This is a genomic window from Polaribacter litoreus, assembly GCF_054584775.1.
On record NZ_JBTLRD010000018.1, the window covers coordinates 23,215 to 49,193 of the forward strand.

Below are 25,979 nucleotides of genomic sequence, written 5' to 3' on the forward strand. Positions count from 1 at the left end.
CTATAAATACTGTAAGAAGATGTCTAGAGTTTGTGAATTAACAGGAAAAAAAGCAATGGTTGGAAACAATGTTTCTAAAGCTTTAAATAGAACTAAAAGAACATTCGACGCTAATTTAATGACAAAGCGTTTTTATATTCCAGAAGAAGATAAATGGATTACTTTAAAAGTATCTGCATCTGCGTTAAAGAATATTAACAAGAAAGGAATTTCTGCAGTTATTAAAGAAGCAAGAGCAAACGGATTTTTAACAAAATAATACAAGTTGCAGTTTACAGTTTTAGTTTTCAATTGTAAAACTTACAAACTTTTAAACGTTAAAACTTTTAAACTCGAATAGAGATGGCAAAAAAAGGAAACAGAGTTCAAGTAATCTTAGAGTGCACAGAGCACAAAGCTAGTGGTCAACCAGGTACTTCTAGATACATTACTACCAAGAACAAAAAGAACACTCCAGATAGAATGGAAATTAAAAAATTCAACCCTATCTTAAAGAAAATGACTGTTCACAAAGAAATTAAATAATACAACTGTCTAGAACTCAGAATAGAGCACATAGATATAAAACATTTATACAATGGCAAAAAAATCAGTAGCATCGTTACAAACAGGATCAAAAAGATTAAGTAAAGCAATCAAAATGGTTAAATCTCCAAAAACAGGAGCTTATATGTTTGTAGAAGCAATTATGGATCCATCTAAAGTAAACGACTTTTTAGCAAAAAAGTAATCACTTACTACACAATATTTTAAAGCTACATTCTTTTAGATTGTAGCTTTTTTTTTACCTTTACTTTTCTAAATCCAAAGATTTGGGCGTTACCTAAAGGTCGGGCTTTTCGCACTCGCTTTTTTTCTGGTTCCTGAATTTAATTCAGGAACCAGAAAAAAGAGCTCAAACAAATGCTTCAATCCCTAACGCAGCTTGTTTGCAAACGGATTTGTTTACCAGCCAATTTGTCAATATTGTAAGTTGGTATGGTTTTAGACAAGTAATAGTAGTAATAATCATTAACAACTCGAACAATGAGTTTTTTTAAAAAAATATTTTCGAAAGAAAAAAAAGAGACCTTAGATAAAGGGTTAGAAAAGACGAAAGAAAGCTTCTTTGGTAAATTATCAAAAGCAGTTGCAGGAAAATCAAAAGTAGATGATGATGTTTTAGATAACTTAGAAGAGGTATTAGTAGCTTCTGATGTTGGTGTAAATACAACCTTAAAAGTTATTGATAGAATAGAAGAACGTGTTGCCAGAGACAAGTACGTTGGTACAGACGAATTGAATAAAATTCTAAGAGAGGAAATTGCTGGACTTTTATCGGAAACCAATATTGGTAATGAAACTGAGTTTTCTATACCAGAAATTCCTGCTAAAGATGGAAAAAAAATGCCTTATGTATTGATGGTTGTTGGCGTAAATGGAGTAGGTAAAACCACAACTATTGGTAAGTTAGCGAGTCAATTTAAAAAACAAGGTTTAAAAGTAGTTTTAGGTGCAGCAGATACGTTTAGAGCTGCTGCTATAGATCAATTACAAGTTTGGGCAGACAGAACAGAGGTGCCAATTATCCGTCAAGAAATGGGTTCAGACCCTGCTTCTGTGGCTTACGATTCTTTAAAATCGGCAGTTTCTCAAGATGCAGATGTTGTAATTATTGATACAGCTGGTCGTTTGCATAATAAAGTCAATTTAATGAATGAGTTAACTAAGATAAAACGTGTAATGCAAAAAGTGGTAGACAATTCTCCTCATGATGTCTTATTAGTTTTAGATGGTTCTACAGGTCAAAATGCATTTGAGCAAGCCAAACAATTTACCAAAGCTACAGAAGTAACATCGTTAGCAGTTACCAAATTAGATGGTACAGCAAAAGGCGGAGTTGTAATTGGTATATCAGATCAATTTAAAATTCCTGTAAAATACATTGGAGTAGGAGAAGGTATAGACGACTTACAAGTATTCAATAAAGTAGAATTCGTAGATTCCTTTTTTAAATAAAAAATGAATCTGTAAAGAAACTAAAACTCCTTTTCTAATACAGAAAAGGAGTTTTTTGTTTTATTTGAAGTTAAAAATTATATTTTATGCTACTACCTCAACAACGAAAAATTTCCTTTTTTGTTGATGATAGGTTTATTGGAGTTTTCAGGTGGAATAAGAGTGATATTAAACCAATAATCATCAGCAGGAAGGAGATTTCCTTGATAAATACCATTCCAACCTTGGCTGTCTATAGGTACTTGTGCTACTAATTTTCCATATCTGTTAAAAATATTGATGCTAGAATTCGGGTAAAAGGTTTTATTAACTCCTTTTACAATCCAAGTATCGTTTCTTCCATCACCATTTGGGGTAAAGAATTTTGGAAACTGAATTACAGAAACCTCTAAAGTGGTATCAGGTGCACATCCGTTTTTATCGTTTACAATAATGGTGTAAATACCCCCTGTTAAATTCTCGAAAAGTGGTTCGTCTTGAAAACCAATCATGGGTATTCTTTCATTATCATCTTGATTAAAAACGGCAAATTGATAATCTCCAGGTCCTAAATCGTTGTTAATAGTATCTATAGCAATAGATATAAGATCTTGACTACCAATGTTGTTTGATTCATCTATAATGGTGATAAAACTTTGTGCTAAAGTGGCAATATTCGATTCCTTAATTTCAATAGTTTCTGTTCTTTCACAAAGCGTTCCATTGGTTGTGGTTGCAGTAACCGTATATTTTCCAGGAACAGTAATATCAATATGATCAATAGAAGCAGTATTAATCGGGTTTCCATTGGGCGCTTTCCATTGATAAGTATATACATCTCTTGGGTTTTCTATAGCAATATTTAAAGGCAAATCATTTAAACAAAGAATTTGAGGAGAGGTTACTTCAAAATCTGGTAAAGGATTTACAATTACTTCCAAAGAAGCATCGTCATTAATACAAAGCGTTTGCCTGTTTTGAATACGAACAAAAAAGCGTTCAGTAGGATTTGTGTTTTCGTAAGGCGAAGCTATGGCATTATCACCAGAAGAAGCATCAGCTTGAGATTTGTGAAAGGTAACTATAAAATCATTAGGGCTTTGAGAACTGCCTAAAATTTCAGGGATTTTACTGTCTAAATCTATATTTTGAATGATGCCATTTGAGTCATCACCATCAAGCGCATCATCACAATAAGCTAGATTAGTAGGTACAACAAAAGTAGGCTCAGGGTTTACAATAACATCAAAATTAGAAATACTGTTTACACATCCTGTTTCTGTATTTTCTATTCTGATGTAAATGGTTTCTCTATTTGGCGTTTGGTTAGAGTAAGGAGAAACTAAAGGATTATTGCCATTTTGAGCATCAGTAAAAGAACGATGGTAAGTAACAGCAAGAGTACTTGCGTCTTGATTTCCTAAAATACCAGAAGTTTGAGCAGCTAAATCAATAGACTGAGAAAAACCATTTCTAGCAGAACCATCAGTATTATCATCACAAACTTCAAGATCTTCAACAAAATTGGCAATGGGTACAGGATTAACTATTAAATTAAACGAAGTATGATCTGTAAAACAGCCAGTTGCATTGTTGGTAACACGCACAAAAATAGTTTGCAAATCGCGAGTTGTATTTGCGTAAGGAGATACTAAAGGGAAAGTACCAGCATTCGCATTAGCAGCAGAATCGTGATAAGTAACTGTAAAATCATCAGGATTTTGACCATTTAAAATGGCTAAAGTTTGCGAATCTAAATTGAAATTTTGAACAATTCCATTGCTGTTATCGCCATCAATAACATCATCACACAATTCCAAATCAGCAACTTTAGCAGCAGTAGGAACAGCATTTATTTGCAAGTAAAATTGGCCTAAACCTTGGCAATCATTGTTGATGGTACTTAATATTTTATAATAAATAGGAAATTGAATTCCGTTAGAAATATTAGTAACATCGTTTTTAGTAATATCATTTCTAAAATTGGTAATATCAATTTGATTCAAAGAGTTGTTTCTATCACTTTCATTTTCATAGAAGAAGACTTCGGTATTCATTGGTGGGTTGATGTTGTTGATAATGGCATCTTTATCCAAAGAAAAATTAGTGATATTGTCAGTATCAGAATTTGCATCAGTATCATTGCCCTGAGCGTCTAAAAAGTCGTCACAAACGGGTGGCTGAAGCTCATCATAAGTATTACGAACTGTTTGACCGACATTTATAGTAAGTTCAGTAAGATTGGAAGCACAATTAAATTCAGAAATTACTTTTACAAACACCCTTTCTGGGACATTAACTTGAATTGGATAATTGGTAGGATCTGTAATTAAGTTGGTGCCTGCCATATCTTCATAAAATTCAAATGTTACGTTTGGAGTTTCTGAAACGTTTTGCTGTGCTAAAGTTAAATTAACAGTTGTATTGGTATCTGTTACTTCTATACATTGATTTAATTCTGGATTTGCCTTTAAAATTGGTATAGGGTTTACAGTAAGCGTAATTGAGTTAGAGGTTTCTGTACAGGCATTGCCAGATCTATTTAAAATAACTCGATATTGATTGCTATTAAAATTTAATGATGTATTTGTGATTTGCAAACTGTTTGTTGTACTTCCACTATAAATAGCATCGTCAGAAATTGTATTCCAAGTTGTTCCATCTGTAGAAAGTTCCCACTGAAAAGTATCTGCTGTGGAATCTATAGTAATGGAATTTGTTTCATTTTCGCAAAAAGTAACATCCTCAAAAGGAGTGTTTAGTACAATTGGAGCGCTTGTAATATAGTTTACATTTGGGCTTGTATAGCCATCTAAATTGTTCATTACTTTTCCATTATCATCAACCGCAAAAGGAGTAGCGTCTAAAATACCATCGTTATTGGCATCTGTAAAGCCAGCTTCTTTTACATCAAAACAATTATCATTGTCTGCATCTAATTCAACGAAATCAAAATCGGTATCATTATCAGTATTTGCAATTGTGTAATTTAAAGAAAGTAATTTTGCATTTGGTGTAGATTCTAAATTGTCAACTAAACCATTAATTCCTACTAAACTATTTGCGTTGTCTACAATTCCATCAAAATCAGTATCTAAATTATGACCAGCTTCAGTGGAATCGAAAATACCATCGTTATCGGAGTCTAAATCTAAATAATTTAAAATACCATCGTTATCAGAGTCAACATTTAAAACACCATCAAACATATCATCTAAGCCATCTAAATTAGCATCAACACCAGAAAGAGAACTTGGTTGAGGAAAAGCTTCATGTACATCTGGAATACCATCGTTATCTGAATCTAAATCGAACATATTTTCAATACCATCGCCATCAGAATCTAAAGAAAAGCAAGTAAGTTGTATGTTACCTCTAAAATAAGAATCGGTCATTAAACCAATAGAATTATGTTCAAAAACAATTTCATTTATTTGATTAGCCACAAACTGAAACGTGCTTGAATTGCCCATAACACCAGCTTTATAAGTAAATCTAATTTCTGAAGCAGAAACAGTAGTTACCCCAGTTTCATATTCGCCATCAAAATTGGTGTCTACTAAAAGTTGATCATCTGGATCTATTAAAGTAATATTTTTATTATTAGGCAAAACTTTTAAAATAAAGAACTCTTGATTATCTATAGCAACATGGTTTTTAGCGGGATCTTGTTTTAAAATAAAGTTTACACTATTCGTAAATTTTAATTGATATTGAGCACTTGAGTTTGGGTTAGGGGATAGTATCGATTCAAAATTACCATTGATATCTCCTGTTATTGAGCTATTATTTTCTGTTTTAGTGTATGTACTTGAAATTATAGTTGAATTGGTAGAACCGTCTTGAAAGATGATTTCAGGATTATTAATATCCGTAATGTTAATTGCTGCATTTCCAATAGATTCATCACAGTTTAAAATACCATCATTATCTAAATCAACGTCTAAATTATCTATAATTAAATCGCCATCATAATCATCAGGACAAATACTTACAGGTACTTCAATAGACTCAAATGTAGCGCCAGTACAAATTATTTTACCAATTAATTTATACTTACCAGGCTCAGATTCAATAGGCTTGTAATTAGAATCGGAACTTCTAAACTCCCAATTTTGTGTATTTTCATTGAAGTATTGCCATTCGAAACTGTCAAATAAATCGGTGTTTGCGGCTTGTAAGGTAATGTTAGGAATACAATTACCAAGCGAAGTTATGGTTGTATCAAAATTAATTTCTGGAGCTGTTGGAAAACCTGAGTAAAAACTACCAGAGGTTGCAGCTCCGTTAACGTTAAAATACGCACAATACAACTCATCACTACTTTCTACGCTGATGTTTCCTGTAAGATTAGTGACTTTATAGGTTTCGTAATCAGGTATACCATCATTATTAATATCTATACTAAAAGGTCCAGAAGTAGAAAAATTAGCAATTGGTTCTGAGTTAATAGATACATTAGCATTTGCATTGGTTACTACTGTAATTCCACCCGTAAAAGTAATGTTTCCAATATTTTCTATAATTGGTATATTATCTACTTTTCCTCTACTTTCGCAACTTAAAGGAGGTACAAAAAACATACCTTGATTGGCTTCGCTTGAGCTGGCACCCACGCCTTGAAAAGCAAATACAGGTTTAGAGGTTTTTACAAACATATTGCCATTTGTGTCAAACTCATTACCTTCTATTAACAGATATTCTCCTTTATTAATTGTAGTTGTAGCTCCATTATTATTGATTTCCACTTCAGTTTCATCTTCATGAGCAACAATTAAAACATTTTCCCAACCATTTTCTCCATCACCTTTTACAAAAATATAATCAGTACCTACTTTATCTAATCCAACAATTTGATCTATTCCATAATCTCTACCTCCACCATTATGAAAGCTACCATTTGCAGAACCCGTATTTACAACCACAGGCTTATCTGAATTGATTAAAGCACCAATTAAACCATCTCTATTAATCACATTCTCGGCAGCATTTGTAGCTAAAATATAGCTTTCACCCTCGTTTAAATTTACAGAAAAAGGAAAGTTTCCTGTGTAGTTTTTAATTGATATTCCTGCAGGTAAATCATCAAAAGTAACCTGAGTGTTATCTTCGGATGCCATAACTGATATAAAATTAAGGTAATTACTTTGCGGATTTTGATTAGTATACATACCAGCTCTAAAGGTTGTGCCTAATGCAGATGAACCTTTACTTACTAATGCACCAGCTTGTGCACCACCTCCAGCCAAAGCACGAACGGACACATATATTACATCTGTAGCTTCAACAATATAACCTTTATTATTATGAACAATACTAGTTTGTCTAGAATCAACAAAAAGTTGACTATTACCATTTGCTATAAATAGTTCACGTGGATTATTTCTAGAAATAATTCCTGTGATATCGTTATTAGGTGAACCAATTTGCTTTATGGTATAGCTAACGTCTTTAAGGCTAGGGGTAGATATATAAAAGTAGTGATCTTCCGGATTGGCATTACCTTCCTCTGCATACGTTAAAGGTGGTATAAAGTGTTTTTTGCTTAATTGAGAATAACTATTGTCAATTTTTAGAAATACAAAAACGAAAAACAATACTGATAGCTTATATTTCAATGAATTATTATTTATAAAATTAATTTGCTAAAAATAATAAGAATTAAACGGAAAAAGGTCTATTCTTATTATAAGATTAGACCTTTATTTACAAAAAAAGTTTAAGTATTGTTAAAAAATTATAAATCTCTTTTTAAAAGTAGTTTATAGGATAGAAATATGAATAAAAATGTCCAAAAGCAAACAATTAAAATGTTTGATAAATCTACAGAATAACTTTTACTAAATGTTTCACCCATGGTATTTGCAGCTGATCTTACAGCACCTAATCTTGAAAAAGGTTCTTTGATAAGGTTGGCCATTGATTCTAGTGGTAAAAATTGCATAAACTGATCTACAGTTTTACTTGTGTGTTCATTTTCATTGAATTTCCAAAACAGAAAACCTCTTAACATATTTTCTAAAATAAGCCATACAAACATTGCTCCAACAGCAAAAGCAGAGCGTTTTACCAATATTCCTAAAAATAATCCAAAAGAGAAAAAACCAACTAGTTTTATAAAAAAAGCGAATAAATACTCTAAATCTGACACAATAATTGCAAATTCATTATAATCAGAGTAAAACAAGCCCAAAATCAACGAAACCACAAAAACAAATACTGTTGAAATGGCTGCAAAAGCAATAACCGTATAAAATTTAGATAAAATAAATTCCTTTTTACTTAAACCATCAATTAAATTTTGTTTTAAAGTTTTATAGCTATATTCATTAGACATCATAGATACGATTACTAACAATAAAAAGAACTTTAAAATAGCAGCAATATAGGTGTTAAAATGCCAGATATATGGAAAATTAAAGATACCAGCATCTGCCAAATGCAATTTAAAGCTACCAAATTCAAATTTTATGGCTGCAATTAATGCAATTGATGTTAATAACCCAAAGTATATGATCGATAATACTTTACTGGCGCTGTTGTATTTTAGTTTGTGGAATTCTATAGTAAGAAGTCTAAGCATGACTTTGTTTTTTTGGTTAGTTGTTGTTTGTTAAATCTAAAAATTGCTGCTCTAAACTAGGTTTACGTTTTACTAAGTGGCTTAAAACAAATCCTTTATCAAACAATTCTTTATTGATTTTTGTAGCTGATACATTTTGATTTAATGTTGCAATAATTGTTTCATGATTTTTATTGATCTTTAAAATAGCTGTATGATTTTTTAAAAACTCAATTAGTTCTTCTTCGTTTTCTTCAACTTTTAACTCTAATAAACCATGAGAGGCTGTCATTTCATCAACCCTACCAGCATATAATTTTACGCCTTTTCTTATGACAACTACATGACTACATACTTTTTCTACTTCATCTAACAAGTGAGAAGCTAAAAGAATTGTAGTGCCAGTTGCAGCAATTTTTTTAATGATTTGACGAATTTCATGAATTCCTTGCGGATCTAATCCATTTGTAGGTTCGTCTAATATTAAAATTTCAGGATCGTTTAACAAAGCAGATGCAATGGCTAAACGTTGCTTCATACCTAAAGAAAAAGTTTTAAATTTGCTATACCTTCTTTCAAAAAGATTTACTGTGGTTAGTTTTTCATCAATTTTTTCTGTAGAGATGCCCTTAATCTTGCAAATTAGCGATAGGTTTTGAATAGCAGTCATGTAAGGGTAAAAGTTAGGGCGCTCAATAATTGCACCTACTTTTTTTAAGGCTTCGTGCGTAGATAATTTTCCGTCAAACCAAGAAAACTCGCCAGAAGTTCTGTTTACCACGTTTAAAATTATTCCTAAAGTGGTAGATTTTCCACTGCCATTTGGGCCAAGAATACCGTAAACATTTCCTTTTTTAATATCAAAAGATAGGTTGTTTACAGCATGTACTGCTCCATATTTTTTGTCTAAATTTTTAAGCGATAAGATTGTTTCCAAAGAAATTGATTTAGTCAGTTATATGTGTATGACGACTAAAATACAATTTTGTTACTAGAAAATGTTGAATTGTTTAAAAGTGTAATTCTTTCGTTGTAAAAACGTATCACTAGCTAATTAAACAGATAAACGATTACACGGAAAAATTAATACTCATTAAAATCAAAATCATCAAAAATATCAAATTCATCATCAGCATCTTCATCGTTAAGATTATCTGCAATGAATTCTTTTTCAGGAGCTTCATCAGGAATTTTACCTACTTCTAGAATAGTTTTTGGTAAATCGCTTCTTTTTTCTGTTGATATCTCTATAACATCAACATAAAAAGTCCACATATTTAAAAAATCGTACACATAAATAAGTTTGTCATTTGGCTCAGGCAGTGTTTCTTTTAGAACGCAAGTTTGCATTGAAACTTCTTCACCAGCTTCAGCCATATTAAATAACGGAATTTCATCACCTTGATTCCATTCGTCATCAGTTCTGTAAAAAGATGCCATTTCTTGGCCTTCAAAACCAAATGTTTTAGCAATAGCATAATGCAAATTTTCTAAATTGATATTATCATCAACTAAAATGGTTCTAATTACATCTTCTTTGGTATCTAAAATAACACGTATTTTGTACATAGATTTCTTAAATATTGGATTGCAAAAATACAATAAATTATGCGTATTTTTACATAGATAAACTTCTTATAAATGGATATTGACAAAACGCTTTTTGCTTTAAATAATCTTAATAAAAATACATTGATGGAAACTTTACATATGGAGTTTGTTGATGTAGGTAAAGATTTTGTAACTGCTAAAATGCCAGTAAATTCTAGCGTTCATCAACCTTATGGACTTTTACATGGTGGTGCAACAGCTGCTTTAGCAGAAACTGTGGGCAGTTGTGCTTCTGCATTATTTGTAGATACTAAAATTAAAATAGTTAAAGGAATTGAGCTCAGTATCAATCATGTAAAAAGTAAGAAACAAGGCACAGTTTATGCTACTGCAAAACCCATTCATAAAGGGAGAACTACCCATTTATGGGAAATAAAAGTTGTTGATGAAAACGACCAGTTGATATCAATTTGTAAGCTAACCAACATTGTTTTAGATAAAAAATAGTGAATGAATATTTTTGATAAAATTGCCACTTCTTATAATTCAAAATTACCATTTGTTGTATATAGAAAACCAAAAAGAAATACTATTTCTGGTTTTTTTATGATGGATGATAGTTTGAATTTTAGTACAAATTTTTCTGAATCTGGTTTTGTGTTTGCACCTTTTGATGCTAATGAAAAAGCCATTTTGTTTGCTTCAGAAAAATCTGAGTTTCTTACTGAAAAGTTGGTTTTAGATAATTTAGAATTCGAAAATAATACCTTCAAAAATGATGAAACATCTAAACAAAGCCACATTTCAATTGTAAAAAAAACAATACAGAAAATTGTAAATAGCGATTTGAAAAAGGTGGTTATTTCAAGAAAAGAAACGGTTAATATTGTTGATTTCGATTTGTTAAAAATCTATAAAAAGCTTTTAAAAAGTTATCAAAATGCATTTGTTTCTGTTTGGTTTCATCCAAAAGTAGGTTTGTGGTTTGGTGCTACTCCAGAAACACTTTTACAAATGCAAAGTGCCAGTTTTAAAACCATGTCTTTAGCAGGAACCCAAGTGTATGAATCTAAAAAAGAAGTGGTTTGGAAAAGTAAAGAGTTAGAAGAGCAACAATTGGTAACAGATTTTATAGAAAATCAATTGGTAAATATTGCATCAAATTTAAAAATTGATAAAACTGAAACCATTAAAGCTGGAAGTTTATTGCATTTAAGAACAAAAGTAGAAGGTGTTTTAGATAAAAAATCGGATTTAAATGCTATAATTAGAGCTTTACACCCAACACCTGCGGTTTGTGGTTTACCAAGAAATAGCGCAAAAGAGTTTATTTTAGCAAACGAAAATTATAATAGAAGTTTTTATACTGGTTTTTTAGGTGAGCTAAATATCAATCAAAAATCATCGCTTTTTGTGAATTTACGATGTATGGAAATACATAATAATATTGCCTCAATTTATATTGGTGGTGGTATTACAAAAGATAGTGATGCCGAAAAAGAGTGGGAGGAGACTGTTTCTAAAAGTATAACTATGAAAAAAGTTTTATAAAGCTTAGTTCGATTATTTGTGTATTGATCACCAAAAACGTACGTTTTTCTGCAAGGTTTTAGGTGTCTTTTAGGTGTTTTTTAACTAATTTATGAATAGCTATAAGGTAAAAAAAAGACCTTGCAGCATTTTATAGTGTAATTTAACATAAATTCGATATATATTTTTAGGTTGATGCAGGTTGATTTTTTTTGAAAAACAGTCGATTATAATTTTGAATATTACTGAGGTAAAAAATAAATTTTATTAAAAGTACCTAGCGAAGCAAATGGCGTGACTGAGAAATCTCAAATTTAAATTCAAAGTTCTTCGTTTCAGCAGAAATTGCATTCGTCTTAAAGAATAAAAATTATGAAATACTAATAATCAGTGGTTCTTAAATCGAAATTACGTTAATTTACTTTTTAAATGTTCGCGATTATTTTTTAATCAAAATAAGGGTATAAAATAAAAACAGCAAGCTCATTTGAGTCTGCTGTTTTCGTAAAGTGTAAAATAAATTTGAATTAAGTCTGGTATTGTATTTTTAAATATTTCTATTTAAAAAGGGGTATACAAACAGTATTACACTGTTAAATATCGTCAAAAGAAACATCTGTAAAACTTTGTGCAGATTTAGTTTCTTCTTTTATTTCATCTTTTTTGTAATCTTTTTGATGACGCTCACTAATTACTTCGTCTCCTTTTTCGGCTACTATGTAATCTGTAGCTTTTTTTAACATTTCATGAAAATCTGAAAAATCTTCTTTATATAAGTAAATTTTATGTTTTTGATAATGAAAAGAACCATCATCATGGGTAAATTTCTTACTTTCTGTAACTGTTAAATAATAGTCGTTTGCTTTTGTTGCTCTAACATCAAAAAAATAGGTTCTTCTTCCAGCTCTTAATACTTGCGAAAAAATTTCTTCCTGTTCAACTCTCTCTGCCATAATCTTAATAATAGTAATTGTTGTTTGTTGTGCTTACAAATCTAACAAAATATTTTATGTAGCCACGTTAAACCTTAAATTTCTTTTTCTAAAAGTTGTTGTTCGTACAAGCTCTTATAATAACCTTCTTGATTTATAAGTTGATTATGAGTTCCTTGTTGTGCTATTTTACCATTATCTAGTACAATAATTTTGTCAGCATTTTTTGCTGATGATACTCTGTGACTTATAATAAAAGTAGTTTTGTCTTTAGATACACGCTCTAAATTAGATAGTATTTTTTCTTCAGTTTCTGTATCTACTGCAGATAGGCAATCGTCAAAAATTAAAATTTTAGGATTTTTAATAATGGCTCTTGCAATTGAAACACGTTGTTTTTGCCCTCCAGAAAGGGTTACACCTCGTTCTCCTAAAATGGTGTCGTATCCTTTAGCAAAATCAACAATATTATTGTGTACTACAGCGTTTTTTGCGGCTTCTATAATTTCATTTTTGGTTGCGTTTTCTTTTCCAAACTTAATGTTGTTTCCAATTGTCTCAGAAAATAAAAATGGATCTTGAGGAACAAAACCAATTTGACTTCTAATATCGTTTAAATTGGCTTCTTTTATGGGTTGATCATCTAATAAAATTTCACCTTCTGTGGTGTCATAAAGCCTAGAAATTAGTTCGATTATAGTAGATTTTCCTGCACCAGTTTTTCCTAAAATGGCAAAAGTTTCTCCAGGATTTACAGTAAAATTAATGTTTTTTAATGCCGTAATATTTGTGTCATCATAAGTAAAACTTACATTTTTAAAAGTAACTTTTCCAAAAATTTCTGTTGATGCTTTATTTGTGTTTTCTATTTCGGGTACTTCTTCTAAAAACTCATTAATTCTAGCTTGTGATGCTTCAGCTTGTTGCACCATAGAGGTTACCCAACCTACAACAGCTACTGGCCAAGTTAGTATATTAACATAGAGCATAAATTCTATAATAACCCCGGATTTTATTTCACCATTTATATATAAATTACCACCTACATAAATTACGATTAAATTACTAATCCCTATCAATAAAATCATTAAAGGAAAAAAAAGTGCATTTGCTTTATGTAAATTGATGTTTTTTTCTTTGCTTTGATCAGAAATTTCATCAAAATCTTTAATGATAGAAGTTTCAATTCCGTAAGATTTTACCACATTTATGCCTGATAAAAATTCTTGATTAAAAGTGGTTAATTTAGATAGATATTGTTGTACAATGGTACTTCTTTTATGTATCACCCTACTTAAAACAAATATAGATATTGATAAAAGCGGAAAAGGAATTAAGGTATACAATGTTAATTTTAAATCTACCTGAATCATTTGTGTAAAGCCAACAGCAAAAAGCACCAACATATTCATAGTATACATTACAGCTGGGCCAACATACATGCGTACTTTGTTAACATCTTCGCTAATTCTGTTCATTAAATCTCCAGTTCTATTTTGCTTATAAAAGTTGAGAGAAAGTTTTTGGTACTGTTGATATATTTCGTTTTTCAGATCAAATTCAATCAATCTAGAAGTTACAATAAGCGTTTGTCTCATTAAAAAGGTAAAGAACCCGCTTAATAAAGCAACTGCTACTATAATAAGTACATTTATAAGCAACTCATGTTTTACAACATTAACATCTGTAATGGTGTTATTTTGGTAATCTTCTACAACATTAAAAGATTGTTTAATAAGTTTGGGTACTTGTAAAGCTAAGAGTTTAGATAATATGGTAATTATTAAACCTATGATAATACGCCATTTGTATTTCGAAAAATATTTATTTAAGTATTGAAGTGCTTTCAAAGAAAAAATTTAGTAAAAATAAAGTACGAAGATACAAGTTTCAAAAAGATAATTTTTCTTAAAAAAGAATTAAAAAAGTACTATTAAGAAAATAAATTAATACTACTTTTGCAACGCAAAAATAAAAGCTTTTTAAGTTCTTTACAATGATTAACAGAAGACATATTCGAGTTAAAGTAATGCAATCTGTATATGCAATGCAGCAGTCTCATAATAATGATATTATTAGAGAAGAAAAATTTTTAAAACACAGCATTTTAAAAATGTTTGATTTGTATGTTTTAAACTTTCAATTAATAATTGAAGTACAAAAACTAGCCGCAAAGAAAATGGCATTGTCTAAAAAGAAAATACTTGCAACGCAGCAAGATTTAAAGCCTAACACCAAATTTATAGACAACAGAATCATCAACCTTATAGCAGAAAGTGTTAGTGTTGAGAGTTATGTAGAGTTGAATAAATTAAACCATTGGGAAGAAGATGATGAGTATGTAAAAATTATTTTTGATGAATTACAAAAAAGTAATTTGTACAAAAAATATTTAGATACTTTAGAAGATTCAGCAAAAGTAGATAAAGCTTTTGTTATCGATTTTTTCAAAGAAATAATTGCACCAAATGAAAAACTAGCAGATTATTACGAAGATAAAATGATTTCTTGGGTAGATGATATTCCGTTTGTAAATACTTGGGTAGTAAAAACATTAAGCAAATGCAAGCCCAATAAACCCTTTAATTTAGGTAGTTTGTATAAAGATGAAGATGATGAAGCTTTTGTTTCAAATTTATTTAAAAAAACCATTTTAAAGCATAAAACCTATGAAGAAGATATAACCGCTAAAACACCTAATTGGGAAACTGATAGAATAGCTGATATAGACATGATACTTATAAAAATGGCAATCTCAGAATTTTTAAATTTTCCATCAATTCCAGTAAGAGTCACTATTAACGAGTATATAGAAATTGCAAAAGATTACTCTACCTCAAAAAGTAGTTACTTTATAAACGGTGTTTTAGATAAAATTTCTAAAGAATTTTTAAAAGATAAAAGAATTGTTAAAATAGGTAGAGGTTTGTTGTAACATTCTACAGACTAACAATTATTTATTATTTTTACAAAAATAAATCTATTATTATGAGAAAACTAACTTATTTATTTGCCTTTTTACTAATTACAACTGCCATAGTATCTTGTGGTAAAAGCAACGCAAAAGCAAAGATTAATAAAGAAAACTTATCAAGTGCTAAAGATAGAGATGTAGCCATTAAAGAAGGAGCAGCGCTTATTTCTTTCGAAACCAAAGAATATGATTTTGGTACTGTAAATGAAGGTGATATTGTAGAAACCACCTTTAAGCTAACCAACTCTGGGAAAACAGATTTAGTAATTACAGATGCAAAAGTTACTTGTGGTTGTACAGTACCTGTATGGCCTAAAAAACCAATTAAACCAGGTCAAACAGAAGAAATTCAGGTTAGGTTTAATACCAATGGTAAAAAAAATAGACAACAAAAAAATATTACCTTAATTACAAATACCGAAACTGGAAGAGAAATTTTAACTCTTAAAGGTATGGTTACACCAAAAGAATAATAATAAATTTAAATAATGGATTCAGGAACAATAGCTAGTTTTTTGCCTTTCGCAGCAATGATTTTAGTCTTATACTTTTTTATGATAAGACCACAAATGAGTAAACAAAAAAAAGAAAAAGCATTTTTAGCAGAAATTAAAAAAGGCACAAAAGTAGTCACTACAAGTGGTATTCACGGAAAAATTTCAGAAATCAATTCTTCCGACAACACGGTTACTATAGAAACTGGTGCTGGAAAAATAAGATTTGAGCGTTCAGCAATTTCAATGGAACTCACTAATAAATATTTAGCACCCGCTAAAAAATAATTATTTTAAAAACATATAAAGTGAGCTTTTTCTATAATTAGATAAAGCTCACTTTTTGTTTACAGCCTTTTTAAGTATTTTGCAATAAAATATAATCTATTGGTGAAAGCTATTAAAAAAATACCGAAAACTTTTTTTACTTTTTTAGTAATATCATCTTTAATATGGCTCTTAATTACCTTTTCTAAAGAATATAAAGCCGTAATTAGTTACCCTGTTAAATATACAAATATTGCACAAGATAAACTGCTGCAACAAACACCTGTTAAAGAAATAAACCTAGTTATAAAAGCTTCTGGTTTTAAGATTTTAAGAACAAAATTTTCTCAAAAAACCATTCAGCTTGATGCCTCAAAACTGAGAAGAAAAAATAAATCTAAATTCTTTTTTTTGTTAGATAATCAGTATTCAAAAGTTCAGAGTCAGTTACTGTCTGGTGTAGATTTACAAGAAATTATTCGAGATACGATCTATTTAGATCTAGGTTTATTAACATCAAAAAAAATAGCTTTAAAACCCAATTTAGAAATTGATTATCATATAGGTTATGATTTGTTAGATGCCATTGAAGTTACACCAGATTCTATAATAGTATCAGGGCCAGAATCTCAACTATCAAAAATCAATCATCTTAATTTACAAAAGTTAACATTTAAAGATGTGAAATCTAATTTTAATAAAAAAGTTGGCATAGAACAAACAGAACAAATTAAAAATTTAAAGTTTAAAAATACAGATGTAACCATTTCTGGTAAAGTTGATAAGTTTACCGAAGGAAAATTACAAGTGCCTTTTACGATAAAAAATATACCCGCAAACACCAACTTAACAACACTTACCCAAAATATCGAAATCGGTTTTGTTGTAGCTTTGTCTAATTTTGTAAAAGTATCAGAAGCATCGTTTAAAGTGGAGTGTGATTATCGTTTTTCGGAAAAAAATAACTTAGACTACTTAATTCCAAAAGTAGTTGTAAAGCCAGACTTTGTGAAAAGTTTTAAAATAAATCCGAAAAAAATAGACTTTTTAATTCAAAAATAAATGAAAATAATTGGTTTAACTGGTGGTATTGGCAGTGGTAAAACCACAGTTGCAAAAATGTTTGCAACTCATAAAAACAATGCAATTTATATTGCAGATGTAGAAGCAAAAAAACTAATGAATTCTTCAAAAGAAATCAAAGAAAAATTGATTGCAAATTTTGGTGAAGAATCTTATATAGCAGATACATTAAATAGAAAATTTATTGCTGATATTGTATTTAAAAATAAAGAAAAACTTGCCCTATTAAATAGTATTGTACATCCAGAAGTTAAAAAACATTTTCAAAATTTTATCAAAACACATAATAAAAAAGAATATCTTATTTATGAAAATGCCATTTTGTTTGAAAGTAATAGTCATCTTTTTTGCGATATTATAATTACTGTGATTGCTAATGTAAATACAAAAATTAATCGTGTAATTTCTAGAGATAAAACAACCAAAAAAGAGGTGTTAGATAGGATGAAAAACCAGTGGCATGACCACAAAAAAATGCTACAATCTAACTACATTATTACAAACGAAAACCTTGAAGAGACAGCGCTTCAAGTGCAAAGAATCCATAATATTTTAACAGTTAACGCTTAAATCGTTTAAATATCTTCAGCGTTTTTGTTAAAACACTCTTAAATTTACTTTAAATTTGTTAATCAACGTTAAAAACGCGATTTACCATTTTATTAAAACTTAACTTTGATTTATGCGCAAAAAAATGTTTGTTCTTATTGTGGTTTTAATGAGTATTTCCTTGATAGGAATTATTGCAGTTCAACTGTATTGGATTAACAATGCATTGGAGAGTAAGAAAGCACAGTTTAAGAACGATGTACAAAAATCTTTAGGTAGTGTTGCCGAAAGAATTAATGAAAAAGAGGAAGAGCAAATTCGATTACAAGTTCAAGATTTTATAAAAACCAAATCAATAGCAGATAATGCACAAATAAAAAATTATCTTTTTCAGCAAATAGATACCACAAACAACAGAAAAATTACGTTTGGAACCACTATTTTAGAAGAAAATTTTGAAATTCCATTAGATTTTTTAGACGATGAAAAAATAATTTTTACTAGAGTTACTGGTAAAAAAGATTTTGCACAGACAAGATTTATAAAATCAGCAGATGATATCTTGAATTCTGTAGATGAAAAAAGATATTCTTTTACAGGTAGAATGAAAGTTCTTGAAGATGGACAAATTTCTGAAATTTCGAAAAGTTACAAAAAGCATAATCCAATAAACCAAAGAGTAAGCAATAGAGAGTTAAATGCTACTATAAAAGACGAACTTAGAAAAAGAGATATTAATTTAGATTTTAAATATGGAGTTTACACAAGAGATGGTTTAGCCACTCCTTTAAAATCTGGTTATTATACCATAAATCCTAAAGGTAGTTATAAACGAGAGTTGTTTTCAGATTCAGAAGGAAACCCTGAGCACATTTTGTACATCACTTTTCCAAAACAAGACAATCATATTTTATCGGGAATATCCAGTATTTTATTACTATCCTTATTTTTTATTTTTATTATAATTATTGCTTTTTCAAGTTCTTTGTATCAACTAATTAAGCAAAAGAAAATATCAGAAATAAAAACAGATTTTATCAATAACATGACGCATGAATTTAAAACACCAATAGCCACCATTAATTTGGCTATAGATTCTATAAAAAACCCAAAAATTATTAGTGATAATGAAAAGGTTTTGCGTTACATTAATATGATTAAAGACGAAAATAAACGAATGCACACGCAAGTAGAAAACGTACTGCGTATTTCTAAATTAGAAAAAAATCAATTAGAAATAAGTAAGGAAACCATTGATGTGCACGACGTAATAGATGACGCAATAAACCATGTAAGTTTATTGATTAAAGATAAAAAAGGCGTTATACATACTCATTTCGAAGCCATAACAACAGAAATATCTGGTAACGAATTCCATTTAACCAACGTATTTGTTAATATTTTAGAAAACGGAATTAAATATACAGAAGGTGCACCTGCATTAGATGTATATACAGAAAGCACTAATAAATTTTTTATTGTTAAAATAAAAGATGAAGGAATTGGAATGAGTAAAGCTGTTCAAAAACATGTTTTTGATAAATTTTACAGAGAGCAAAAAGGAAATATACATGATGTAAAAGGTCATGGATTAGGCTTAGCATATGTAAAAGAAATTGTAGAAAAACATTATGGAACAGTTTTTGTTGAAAGCGAAAAAGGAAAAGGAAGCATATTTACAGTGAAATTACCTTTAATTTAAAAGTATAGAAATGGGAAGTAGAAAAATTTTATTAGTAGAAGACGATCCGAATTTTGGAACCGTTTTAAAAGATTATTTAGCATTAAACGATTATAACGTTACGCATGCAAAAGATGGTATTGAGGGCCTAATTATGTTTAAAAATAGCGATTACGATTTGTGTATTTTAGATGTAATGATGCCAAGAAAAGACGGATTTTCTTTAGCACAAGATATTAGAGCAACCAATAAAGAAGTGCCAATTATTTTTTTAACAGCAAAAACATTAAAAGAAGATGTTTTAAAAGGATACTCTGTAGGTGCAGATGATTATTTGAATAAACCATTTGATTCTGAAGTTTTATTGCATAAAATTAAAGCAATTTTACAACGTAAAGAAACTGATAAAACAGCAGAATCAGAACAGTTTGAGTTTAAAATTGGTTCTTTTTTCTTTAATTCTAAATTACGTCATTTGTCAATTGGCGAAAAAGGAGAGCCATCAAAACTTTCACCAAAAGAAAGTAAACTATTGCGCATGTTAGCCATTCATAAAAATGATTTGATGCCAAGAGAATTAGCCTTAACAAAAATTTGGAGAGACGATAATTACTTTACTTCTAGAAGTATGGATGTTTATATAGCTAAGTTGCGTAAATATTTAAAAGCCGATGAAAATGTAGAAATTTTAAATATTCACGGAGAAGGTTTCAGGCTGGTAGATAAATCATAAAAAGAATACTTCCTTATAAAAAAAACTCAGCTTTAAGCAAAGTTGAGTTTTTTAAAATTTTTGTAATATGGCAGACTTTGTTAAAATTTACAATGAGAATCCTAATGAAAATCAGATTCAAAAAGTAATAAAAGTACTACAAAATGGTGGATTAATCATTTATCCTACAGATACTGTGTATGGTTTAGGTTGCGATATTACAAATACAAAGGCTTTAGAAAAAATAGCAAAACTTAAAGGCATAAAATTAGAGAAAGCAAACTTTTCTTTTGTTTGTAGTGATTTAAGCAATTTATCCGATTATGTTAAACAAATAGATTCACCAACATTTAAACTTTTAAAAAGAGCTTTACCTGGGCCCTATACTTTTATTTTACCTGGTAGTAAAAACTTACCCAAACCATTTAAAAAAAGAAAAACGGTGGGTATTCGAATACCCGATAATAATATTGCAAGAACTTTAGTAGAAACGTTAGGAAACCCAATAGTTTCAACATCTATTAGAGATGATGATGATGTTTTAGAATACACAACAGATCCTGAATTGATTTTTGAAAAATGGAAAAACAAAGTTGATATTGTTATTGATGGTGGTTATGGAGATAATTATGCATCTACAATTATAGATCTTACCAATTCTGAACCCGAAGTTATTAGAGAAGGTAAAGGAAGTTTAGATATTTTATAAAACAACTACTTTATTTTAAATCTTTAAACGTTGTTCTACCCAAAACAAAGTATTGCCAAACAATACTAGTGTGTAAATTATAATCTTGTTTTTTTATTAATATTTTACGTTTTTTTAAAAACCTGTAAAAGTTTTTGTAAAAACTTAAATGCGCTTTTAAAATAGACCAAGTGTGTACTGGTCTAAGTTCTAAGATAAATTTAAGACCTGCAATTCCGTCTAAAATCAAACGAGAAAAAACCACAAACAAAAACCACTTTTTAGGTACGTTTTTTACAACATTTAATAAACTATTTCTAAAATTTAAATAAGTTTTATGAGGATTTGTTTCTTGTAAAGTTGCACCACCTACATGATAAACAGTGGAAGTGCCAACATATTTAACCTTGTACCCAATATTTTGTGTTCTCCAACACAAATCAATTTCTTCTTGATGCGCAAAATAATCTTCATCAAAGCCATTGATTTGATGATATATTTTAGAACGAATAAAAAAACACGCTCCAGAAGCCCAAAAAATATCCGAAATATCATCAAATTGAGCGGTATCTTTTTCTAAGTGATTAAAAACGCGCCCTCTACAATAAGGGTAGCCATATAAATCTATAAAACCACCACCTGCACCTGCATATTCAAATTTGGTTTTATCTTTATAATCTAAAATTTTAGGCTGAATAATTGCTGTATTTTCATCACTTTTAAAAACGTTTAGAATAGGGGATAGCCAATTTTCGGTAACTTCTACATCAGAATTAATTAAACAAAATATTTCTGCGTCAACAGCCTGTAAAGCATCATTATACCCTTTTGCATAACCACCATTTATGGCGTTTTCTATAATTTTTACTGAAGGAAAAACATTTCGAACATACGTAATAGAGTCGTCAGTAGAAGCATTATCAGCTACATAAATATCAGCTTGCTGTAAACTAAAATTTACGATTGAAGGTAAAAACTGTTCAAGAAGTTGTTTACCATTCCAATTTAATATGACAATTGCGGTTTTCAAGGTTGCGAATTTACATTTTAAAAATCAGTTAAGTTCTAATTTTATCTTAATTATAATTAGGAATTTCGTGCAAGAAAATATACGTTTCATTAGTAAAATCCATTTTACAATAAAAATGCGCTAAACCGTTGGTTACTATTAAGTAATTGGCTTTTAATTTTAAATTATAACGTGCAATTTGATCAAAAGTAGCTTGGGTTATTTTTACATGTGGTGCTTTACATTCTACAATAATATTGTGTGCTCCCTTTTTATCAAAAATCAGAATATCTGTTCTTTTTTTTCGGTTGTTGATGGTCAACTGTTTTTCTATAGCAATTAAAGAGGCTGGATATTTTTTTACATCAATTAAAAAAGATACAAAATTTTGCCTCACCCATTCTTCGGGAGTTAAAACCACATATTTTTTTCTTAAATTATCAAAAATAAGCGTTCTATTTTCGCTACTTTTGAGCTTGAAATTATAACTTGGTAAATTCAGTTTTATCATTAATCAAAAGTAATAAAACATCTTGTTTTAATTTCAAATAACAAACTGATATCAACAATATAATTGAATTCTTTTTCTTTTAGAAAACGCTAGAGTACCTTAATGAACGAAATAAGAACCATAGTTTCAGATATAAAAAAAGGAAATATAAAACCCATTTATTTTTTGATGGGTGAAGAGCCTTATTATATAGATAAAATTTCAGATTATATAGAAAGTACAGTTTTAGATGATGCAGAAAAAGGCTTTAATCAGCAAGTTTTGTATGGTAGAGACGCAAGTATAGAAGATATTGTAGCTGCTGCCAAACGCTACCCAATGATGGCAGAAAGACAGGTTATTATAGTTAAAGAAGCACAAGATTTAAGCAGAAGTATAGAAAAATTACTCTCTTATGCACAAAACCCACAGCCTACAACTGTGTTGGTTATAAACTACAAGTATAAAAAGTTAGACAAACGAAAAAAACTACATAAAGCAATTGCAAAATCTGGCTTGATTTATGAAAGTAAAAAACTGTATGATAATCAAGTTTCAGATTGGATTCGCAGGGTTTTAAGCGGAAAAAATTATCAAATTGAACCCAAAGCCGCGCAAATGTTAGTAGAGTTTTTGGGTACAGATTTAAGTAAAATTGCCAATGAATTGGACAAGTTAATGCTGATTTTACCCAAAGAAACCATTATAAACGACCAACATATTGAAGAGAATATCGGAATCTCTAAAGACTTTAATAATTTTGAGTTACAAAAGGCAATTGGTGCTAAAAACGTTTTAAAGGCAAACAGAATTATCAATTATTTTGTAGAAAATCCTAAGAACAATCCAACAGTAATGACCATTTCTTTACTGAATAACTTTTTTACAAAACTGTTGTTATTTCATGGCTTACAAGATAAATCTAAAAGTGCTGTATCTAAAGCTTTAGGGGTTAGTTTTTATTTTATTGATGATTATTTTGCTGCGTCAAGAAATTATCCGATGCGAAAAGTAGCGCAAGTAATTGCTTTTTTAAGAGATGCAGATGTTAAAAGTAAAGGTGTTGGGGCAAGCCAAACTCAAGCAGATATATTAAAAGAACTGGTATTTAAAATTTTACATTAAGATGAAAAATATTTTTACAAAAGAGGTAACACAACAGGTTATCAATAGAATAGAAAAACTTACACCAAAAACACAAGCCAATTGGGGTAAAATGTCTGTAGCACAAATGTTAGCCCACTGTTGCGTAACTTATGAAATGGTGTATACAAATAAGCACCCAAAACCAAATACTTTTGTAAAGTTTATGTTAAAAGCTTTTGTAAAAAAAGCAGTTGTGGGTACAAAGCCTTATCCTAAAAATAGCAGAACTGCACCTCAGTTTTTAATTGTTGATGAAAAAGAATTTGAAACCGAAAAGAAACGTTTAATAGAATTTATCAACAAAACACAACAACTTGGCGAAAAAGAGTTTGAAGGTAAAGCTTCTCCTTCTTTCGGCAATTTAACAGCTAAAGAATGGAATAATTTATTTTATAAACATCTAGATCACCATTTACAACAGTTTGGTGTTTAAGATTATTTTCTGTCTAAAAAATCTTGATAAGATTGCTGTGTGATTGCTTTACCAAGAGAATCTAATGTATTGGTTAACCCATTTTCTAAGATAGTATTTTTGCTAATATAGTCGTAAATAAAAGTGCCGTTTTTATTTAAAATGCCATATCCTTTATTAAAAACATAGTGAGCATAATTATCACTAGATGCATTAAAAATATTTTTACCAAAAATAAAGTCTTTTTTATCACCATTTAATAAGTCTAGTAAAGTGTAAGAAAAATCAACTTGACTAGAAATAAATGGTATTTTTTTTATGTTTTGATTCACTGCACCACCCAACCATAACATCGGAATTTGAAATTTTTTAGGAGAATCATAAGGACCTTTGTGAATTGGCAAACGATTTCCATGATCTGCCATAATTACAATCAAGGTATTATTATACCAAGGTTGTTTTTTTGCAAAATCAATAAAATCACCAATTACTTGATCTGTATAATGATGTGCACTTCTAAACAAATTATCATGCGTATCATCACCAAAAACATACTCGCCTTTTATTTCGTAAGGTTCGTGGCTAGAAAGTGTTAATGCTATTTTAAAAAAGGGTTCTTTTTGTGTTTTAGATAAATCTTTGGCAAAACGTTTCATAAAAACATCATCATAAGCTCCCCATTTAGAATTCCAATCTTTAGCGTTAAACGCGCTACCATCCACAAAATTTTCAATACCTGCATTTCGTAAATAGGTATTCATATTTCCAAAATTTAAATCTCCACCATAATAAAACCAAGTTTCGTATCCTAAATCTTTCATTTTTTTAGGCAACATGGGTAAACTTCTGGTTTTGTTTGGCATACGCATAATTCTTTTAACAGGTTGTGGGTAGTAGCCACTTAAAACGGCTGGAATTCCTTTATCGGTTCTATCTCCATTAGCGTAAAAGTTGGTGAATAGAATTCCTTCCATTGATAATTTATTCAAATTAGGAGTTACATTGGGTTCGCCACCTAAACTTCCCACAACTTTTGCAGATAAACTTTCCCAAAGAATTAAAATAACATTTGGTTTATCTTTAGTTAAAACAGAATCAATATCGGTTGTTAAAAGCTTGTTTTTAGTTTTTTTGATGATGTTTGAAGCAGTTATATCATCAAAATACACATAAGGATTTGTACCATCTGTTTTGTGAGTTAGTGTGTTAAAAAAATTCCACACAAAATTTATGGCAGCATGATTGGCAAACATTTTATTAGAAAAATACACATTACTTTGATTTACAGGTATGGTTTGCAAACCACCTCTAATAGGTATAATTAAAACAGCTGTTAGTAGCAGAAAAAATGGGACTTCTAGCCAAGTTCCTGATTTGATGTTTTTATAATTTTTGAAATAAAATTTGTTAAATAGGACTATAAATATAGAGAAAATAAAAAACCATCCTAATAAGCCAGAAATTAATTGAAAAGCAGAGGTAGAGGCAATCATCAATTCTGGTGTATTCAAATAGGTTAAAAGTGACGTATCTAAACGAACACCCCAAGCTTGATAAAGACCAGCATCAATCAACAATAATAAGGTGATAAAAATAATAAGTACAATAGTGTACCATTGTATAATCTTTGGTATGATTTTATTATTGATAAATATTGAAAAAATGATCAATAAAAATGGAATTACAGATAAATAGCCAGCAAATGCAGCGTCTAAGCGTAAACCATATACGAATGTTTTTAGGGTAGTTGTTAAACCGATTTCTTGTGTTTTATCTACATAATACAACACAAAAAACAAGCGTGCAAATACAAAATAAATTATCCAAAATAAAAAATATTGTAAATTAAATAAAAGTCTGTTCTTTAAATTTTGCAAAACCTATTAATTTTTTTACAAATTAATAACATTAATTTAATGTAA

25 protein-coding genes are annotated in these 25,979 nt (G+C 29.6%); 16 read left to right on the forward strand and 9 right to left on the reverse strand.

Annotation, left to right across the window (positions count from 1 at the left end; translation table 11 throughout):
* Positions 1 to 19 precede the first annotated feature (19 nt).
* The 4 genes from rpmB (at position 20) to ftsY (ending at position 1,998) form a co-directional block, all read left to right on the forward strand.
* Positions 20 to 259, forward strand: coding sequence for a 50S ribosomal protein L28 (gene rpmB, locus ACW9UN_RS14370; RefSeq protein ID WP_439131961.1), 240 nt, complete (start codon positions 20 to 22; stop codon positions 257 to 259).
* Positions 260 to 342: 83 nt separating this feature from the next.
* Positions 343 to 525, forward strand: coding sequence for a 50S ribosomal protein L33 (gene rpmG, locus ACW9UN_RS14375; protein ID WP_013868805.1), 183 nt, complete (start codon positions 343 to 345; stop codon positions 523 to 525).
* Between the two features lie 52 nt (positions 526 to 577).
* Complete coding sequence (locus ACW9UN_RS14380; protein WP_298764974.1) at positions 578 to 730, forward strand: DUF4295 domain-containing protein; 153 nt, start codon at positions 578 to 580, stop codon at positions 728 to 730.
* A gap of 296 nt (positions 731 to 1,026) precedes the next feature.
* Positions 1,027 to 1,998 carry a signal recognition particle-docking protein FtsY gene (ftsY, locus tag ACW9UN_RS14385; RefSeq protein ID WP_459487004.1) on the forward strand — a complete coding sequence of 324 codons (972 nt, stop codon included), beginning with the start codon at positions 1,027 to 1,029 and terminating at the stop codon, positions 1,996 to 1,998.
* A gap of 92 nt (positions 1,999 to 2,090) precedes the next feature.
* On the opposite strand, the gene ACW9UN_RS14390 is transcribed toward ftsY, so the two are convergent.
* From ACW9UN_RS14390 to ACW9UN_RS14405, 4 genes are all read right to left on the reverse strand, one after another.
* Positions 2,091 to 7,595, reverse strand: coding sequence for an FIDD domain-containing protein (locus ACW9UN_RS14390; protein WP_459487005.1), 5,505 nt, complete (start codon positions 7,593 to 7,595; stop codon positions 2,091 to 2,093).
* A 119-nt stretch (positions 7,596 to 7,714) separates the two neighbouring features.
* Positions 7,715 to 8,560 carry an ABC transporter permease gene (locus ACW9UN_RS14395; RefSeq protein WP_459487006.1) on the reverse strand — a complete coding sequence of 282 codons (846 nt, stop codon included), beginning with the start codon at positions 8,558 to 8,560 and terminating at the stop codon, positions 7,715 to 7,717.
* A 16-nt stretch (positions 8,561 to 8,576) separates the two neighbouring features.
* A complete protein-coding gene (locus ACW9UN_RS14400; protein ID WP_459487007.1) occupies positions 8,577 to 9,476 on the reverse strand; it encodes an ABC transporter ATP-binding protein in 900 nt (299 codons plus the stop codon).
* 146 nt (positions 9,477 to 9,622) lie between these two features.
* On the reverse strand, positions 9,623 to 10,108 hold the full coding sequence (locus ACW9UN_RS14405) for an IS1096 element passenger TnpR family protein (RefSeq protein ID WP_459487008.1): 486 nt from the start codon (positions 10,106 to 10,108) through the stop codon (positions 9,623 to 9,625).
* Positions 10,109 to 10,180: 72 nt separating this feature from the next.
* Here ACW9UN_RS14405 and ACW9UN_RS14410 point away from each other — a divergent pair, with 72 nt between their 5' ends.
* Both ACW9UN_RS14410 and ACW9UN_RS14415 read left to right on the forward strand, forming a co-directional pair.
* Positions 10,181 to 10,597 (forward strand): PaaI family thioesterase, encoded by a 417-nt coding sequence (locus ACW9UN_RS14410; RefSeq protein WP_459487009.1) that lies wholly within the window; start codon positions 10,181 to 10,183, stop codon positions 10,595 to 10,597.
* Positions 10,598 to 10,600: 3 nt separating this feature from the next.
* A complete protein-coding gene (locus ACW9UN_RS14415; RefSeq protein WP_459487010.1) occupies positions 10,601 to 11,641 on the forward strand; it encodes a chorismate-binding protein in 1,041 nt (346 codons plus the stop codon).
* Between the two features lie 572 nt (positions 11,642 to 12,213).
* Here ACW9UN_RS14415 and ACW9UN_RS14420 read toward each other — a convergent pair.
* Entirely contained in the window at positions 12,214 to 12,573 is a 360-nt protein-coding gene (locus ACW9UN_RS14420; RefSeq protein WP_459487011.1) for a PUR family DNA/RNA-binding protein, read from the reverse strand.
* Between the two features lie 74 nt (positions 12,574 to 12,647).
* Positions 12,648 to 14,402 (reverse strand): ABC transporter ATP-binding protein, encoded by a 1,755-nt coding sequence (locus ACW9UN_RS14425; RefSeq protein ID WP_459487012.1) that lies wholly within the window; start codon positions 14,400 to 14,402, stop codon positions 12,648 to 12,650.
* 146 nt (positions 14,403 to 14,548) lie between these two features.
* Here ACW9UN_RS14425 and nusB point away from each other — a divergent pair, with 146 nt between their 5' ends.
* The 8 genes from nusB (at position 14,549) to ACW9UN_RS14465 (ending at position 21,021) form a co-directional block, all read left to right on the forward strand.
* Positions 14,549 to 15,487 carry a transcription antitermination factor NusB gene (gene nusB, locus ACW9UN_RS14430; RefSeq protein WP_459487013.1) on the forward strand — a complete coding sequence of 313 codons (939 nt, stop codon included), beginning with the start codon at positions 14,549 to 14,551 and terminating at the stop codon, positions 15,485 to 15,487.
* A gap of 53 nt (positions 15,488 to 15,540) precedes the next feature.
* On the forward strand, positions 15,541 to 15,999 hold the full coding sequence (locus tag ACW9UN_RS14435) for a DUF1573 domain-containing protein (RefSeq protein ID WP_459487014.1): 459 nt from the start codon (positions 15,541 to 15,543) through the stop codon (positions 15,997 to 15,999).
* 15 nt (positions 16,000 to 16,014) lie between these two features.
* Positions 16,015 to 16,308, forward strand: a complete 294-nt coding sequence (gene yajC, locus ACW9UN_RS14440) for a preprotein translocase subunit YajC (RefSeq protein WP_459487015.1) — start codon at positions 16,015 to 16,017, stop codon at positions 16,306 to 16,308.
* A gap of 102 nt (positions 16,309 to 16,410) precedes the next feature.
* Entirely contained in the window at positions 16,411 to 17,349 is a 939-nt protein-coding gene (locus tag ACW9UN_RS14445) for a YbbR-like domain-containing protein (protein WP_459487017.1), read from the forward strand.
* On the forward strand, positions 17,350 to 17,940 hold the full coding sequence (gene coaE / locus ACW9UN_RS14450) for a dephospho-CoA kinase (RefSeq protein ID WP_459487018.1): 591 nt from the start codon (positions 17,350 to 17,352) through the stop codon (positions 17,938 to 17,940).
* 124 nt (positions 17,941 to 18,064) lie between these two features.
* Positions 18,065 to 19,621: a sensor histidine kinase gene (locus ACW9UN_RS14455; RefSeq protein ID WP_459487019.1), complete on the forward strand. Its 1,557-nt coding sequence runs from the start codon at positions 18,065 to 18,067 to the stop codon at positions 19,619 to 19,621.
* 10 nt (positions 19,622 to 19,631) lie between these two features.
* Positions 19,632 to 20,333, forward strand: a complete 702-nt coding sequence (locus ACW9UN_RS14460; RefSeq protein WP_459487020.1) for a response regulator transcription factor — start codon at positions 19,632 to 19,634, stop codon at positions 20,331 to 20,333.
* 67 nt (positions 20,334 to 20,400) lie between these two features.
* The gene (locus tag ACW9UN_RS14465; RefSeq protein WP_459487021.1) at positions 20,401 to 21,021 is read left to right on the forward strand and encodes an L-threonylcarbamoyladenylate synthase; all 621 of its coding nucleotides are present in this window, start codon (positions 20,401 to 20,403) and stop codon (positions 21,019 to 21,021) included.
* A 10-nt stretch (positions 21,022 to 21,031) separates the two neighbouring features.
* Here ACW9UN_RS14465 and ACW9UN_RS14470 read toward each other — a convergent pair whose 3' ends face one another.
* On the reverse strand, positions 21,032 to 22,030 hold the full coding sequence (locus ACW9UN_RS14470; RefSeq protein WP_459487022.1) for a glycosyltransferase family 2 protein: 999 nt from the start codon (positions 22,028 to 22,030) through the stop codon (positions 21,032 to 21,034).
* Positions 22,031 to 22,076: 46 nt separating this feature from the next.
* On the reverse strand, positions 22,077 to 22,520 hold the full coding sequence (locus ACW9UN_RS14475; protein ID WP_459487023.1) for a type I restriction enzyme HsdR N-terminal domain-containing protein: 444 nt from the start codon (positions 22,518 to 22,520) through the stop codon (positions 22,077 to 22,079).
* 102 nt (positions 22,521 to 22,622) lie between these two features.
* On the opposite strand from ACW9UN_RS14475, the gene holA reads away from it, so the two are divergent.
* Both holA and ACW9UN_RS14485 read left to right on the forward strand, forming a co-directional pair.
* Positions 22,623 to 23,624 carry a DNA polymerase III subunit delta gene (holA, locus tag ACW9UN_RS14480; protein ID WP_459487025.1) on the forward strand — a complete coding sequence of 334 codons (1,002 nt, stop codon included), beginning with the start codon at positions 22,623 to 22,625 and terminating at the stop codon, positions 23,622 to 23,624.
* A 1-nt stretch (position 23,625) separates the two neighbouring features.
* Positions 23,626 to 24,078 carry a DUF1569 domain-containing protein gene (locus ACW9UN_RS14485; protein WP_459487026.1) on the forward strand — a complete coding sequence of 151 codons (453 nt, stop codon included), beginning with the start codon at positions 23,626 to 23,628 and terminating at the stop codon, positions 24,076 to 24,078.
* A gap of 2 nt (positions 24,079 to 24,080) precedes the next feature.
* Here the strand turns inward: ACW9UN_RS14485 and ACW9UN_RS14490 are convergent, their stop codons facing one another.
* Entirely contained in the window at positions 24,081 to 25,934 is a 1,854-nt protein-coding gene (locus ACW9UN_RS14490) for an LTA synthase family protein (RefSeq protein ID WP_459487027.1), read from the reverse strand.
* Positions 25,935 to 25,979 lie beyond the last annotated feature (45 nt).

Excerpts from the sequence above, each read along its gene's own strand:
- ACW9UN_RS14380 (WP_298764974.1), top strand. The coding sequence starts at position 578 with ATGGCAAAAAAATCAGTAGCATCGTTACAAACAGGATCAAAAAGATTA.
- yajC (WP_459487015.1), top strand. The coding sequence starts at position 16,015 with ATGGATTCAGGAACAATAGCTAGTTTTTTGCCTTTCGCAGCAATGATT.
- ACW9UN_RS14420 (WP_459487011.1), bottom strand. The coding sequence starts at position 12,573 with ATGGCAGAGAGAGTTGAACAGGAAGAAATTTTTTCGCAAGTATTAAGA.
- ACW9UN_RS14435 (WP_459487014.1), top strand. The coding sequence starts at position 15,541 with ATGAGAAAACTAACTTATTTATTTGCCTTTTTACTAATTACAACTGCC.
- coaE (WP_459487018.1), top strand. The coding sequence starts at position 17,350 with ATGAAAATAATTGGTTTAACTGGTGGTATTGGCAGTGGTAAAACCACA.
- nusB (WP_459487013.1), top strand. The coding sequence starts at position 14,549 with ATGATTAACAGAAGACATATTCGAGTTAAAGTAATGCAATCTGTATAT.
- ACW9UN_RS14405 (WP_459487008.1), bottom strand. The coding sequence starts at position 10,108 with ATGTACAAAATACGTGTTATTTTAGATACCAAAGAAGATGTAATTAGA.
- ACW9UN_RS14415 (WP_459487010.1), top strand. The coding sequence starts at position 10,601 with ATGAATATTTTTGATAAAATTGCCACTTCTTATAATTCAAAATTACCA.
- rpmG (WP_013868805.1), top strand. The coding sequence starts at position 343 with ATGGCAAAAAAAGGAAACAGAGTTCAAGTAATCTTAGAGTGCACAGAG.
- ACW9UN_RS14395 (WP_459487006.1), bottom strand. The coding sequence starts at position 8,560 with ATGCTTAGACTTCTTACTATAGAATTCCACAAACTAAAATACAACAGC.
- ACW9UN_RS14465 (WP_459487021.1), top strand. The coding sequence starts at position 20,401 with ATGGCAGACTTTGTTAAAATTTACAATGAGAATCCTAATGAAAATCAG.
- ftsY (WP_459487004.1), top strand. The coding sequence starts at position 1,027 with ATGAGTTTTTTTAAAAAAATATTTTCGAAAGAAAAAAAAGAGACCTTA.
- ACW9UN_RS14455 (WP_459487019.1), top strand. The coding sequence starts at position 18,065 with ATGTTTGTTCTTATTGTGGTTTTAATGAGTATTTCCTTGATAGGAATT.
- ACW9UN_RS14485 (WP_459487026.1), top strand. The coding sequence starts at position 23,626 with ATGAAAAATATTTTTACAAAAGAGGTAACACAACAGGTTATCAATAGA.
- rpmB (WP_439131961.1), top strand. The coding sequence starts at position 20 with ATGTCTAGAGTTTGTGAATTAACAGGAAAAAAAGCAATGGTTGGAAAC.
- ACW9UN_RS14410 (WP_459487009.1), top strand. The coding sequence starts at position 10,181 with ATGGATATTGACAAAACGCTTTTTGCTTTAAATAATCTTAATAAAAAT.
- holA (WP_459487025.1), top strand. The coding sequence starts at position 22,623 with ATGAACGAAATAAGAACCATAGTTTCAGATATAAAAAAAGGAAATATA.
- ACW9UN_RS14460 (WP_459487020.1), top strand. The coding sequence starts at position 19,632 with ATGGGAAGTAGAAAAATTTTATTAGTAGAAGACGATCCGAATTTTGGA.
- ACW9UN_RS14475 (WP_459487023.1), bottom strand. The coding sequence starts at position 22,520 with ATGATAAAACTGAATTTACCAAGTTATAATTTCAAGCTCAAAAGTAGC.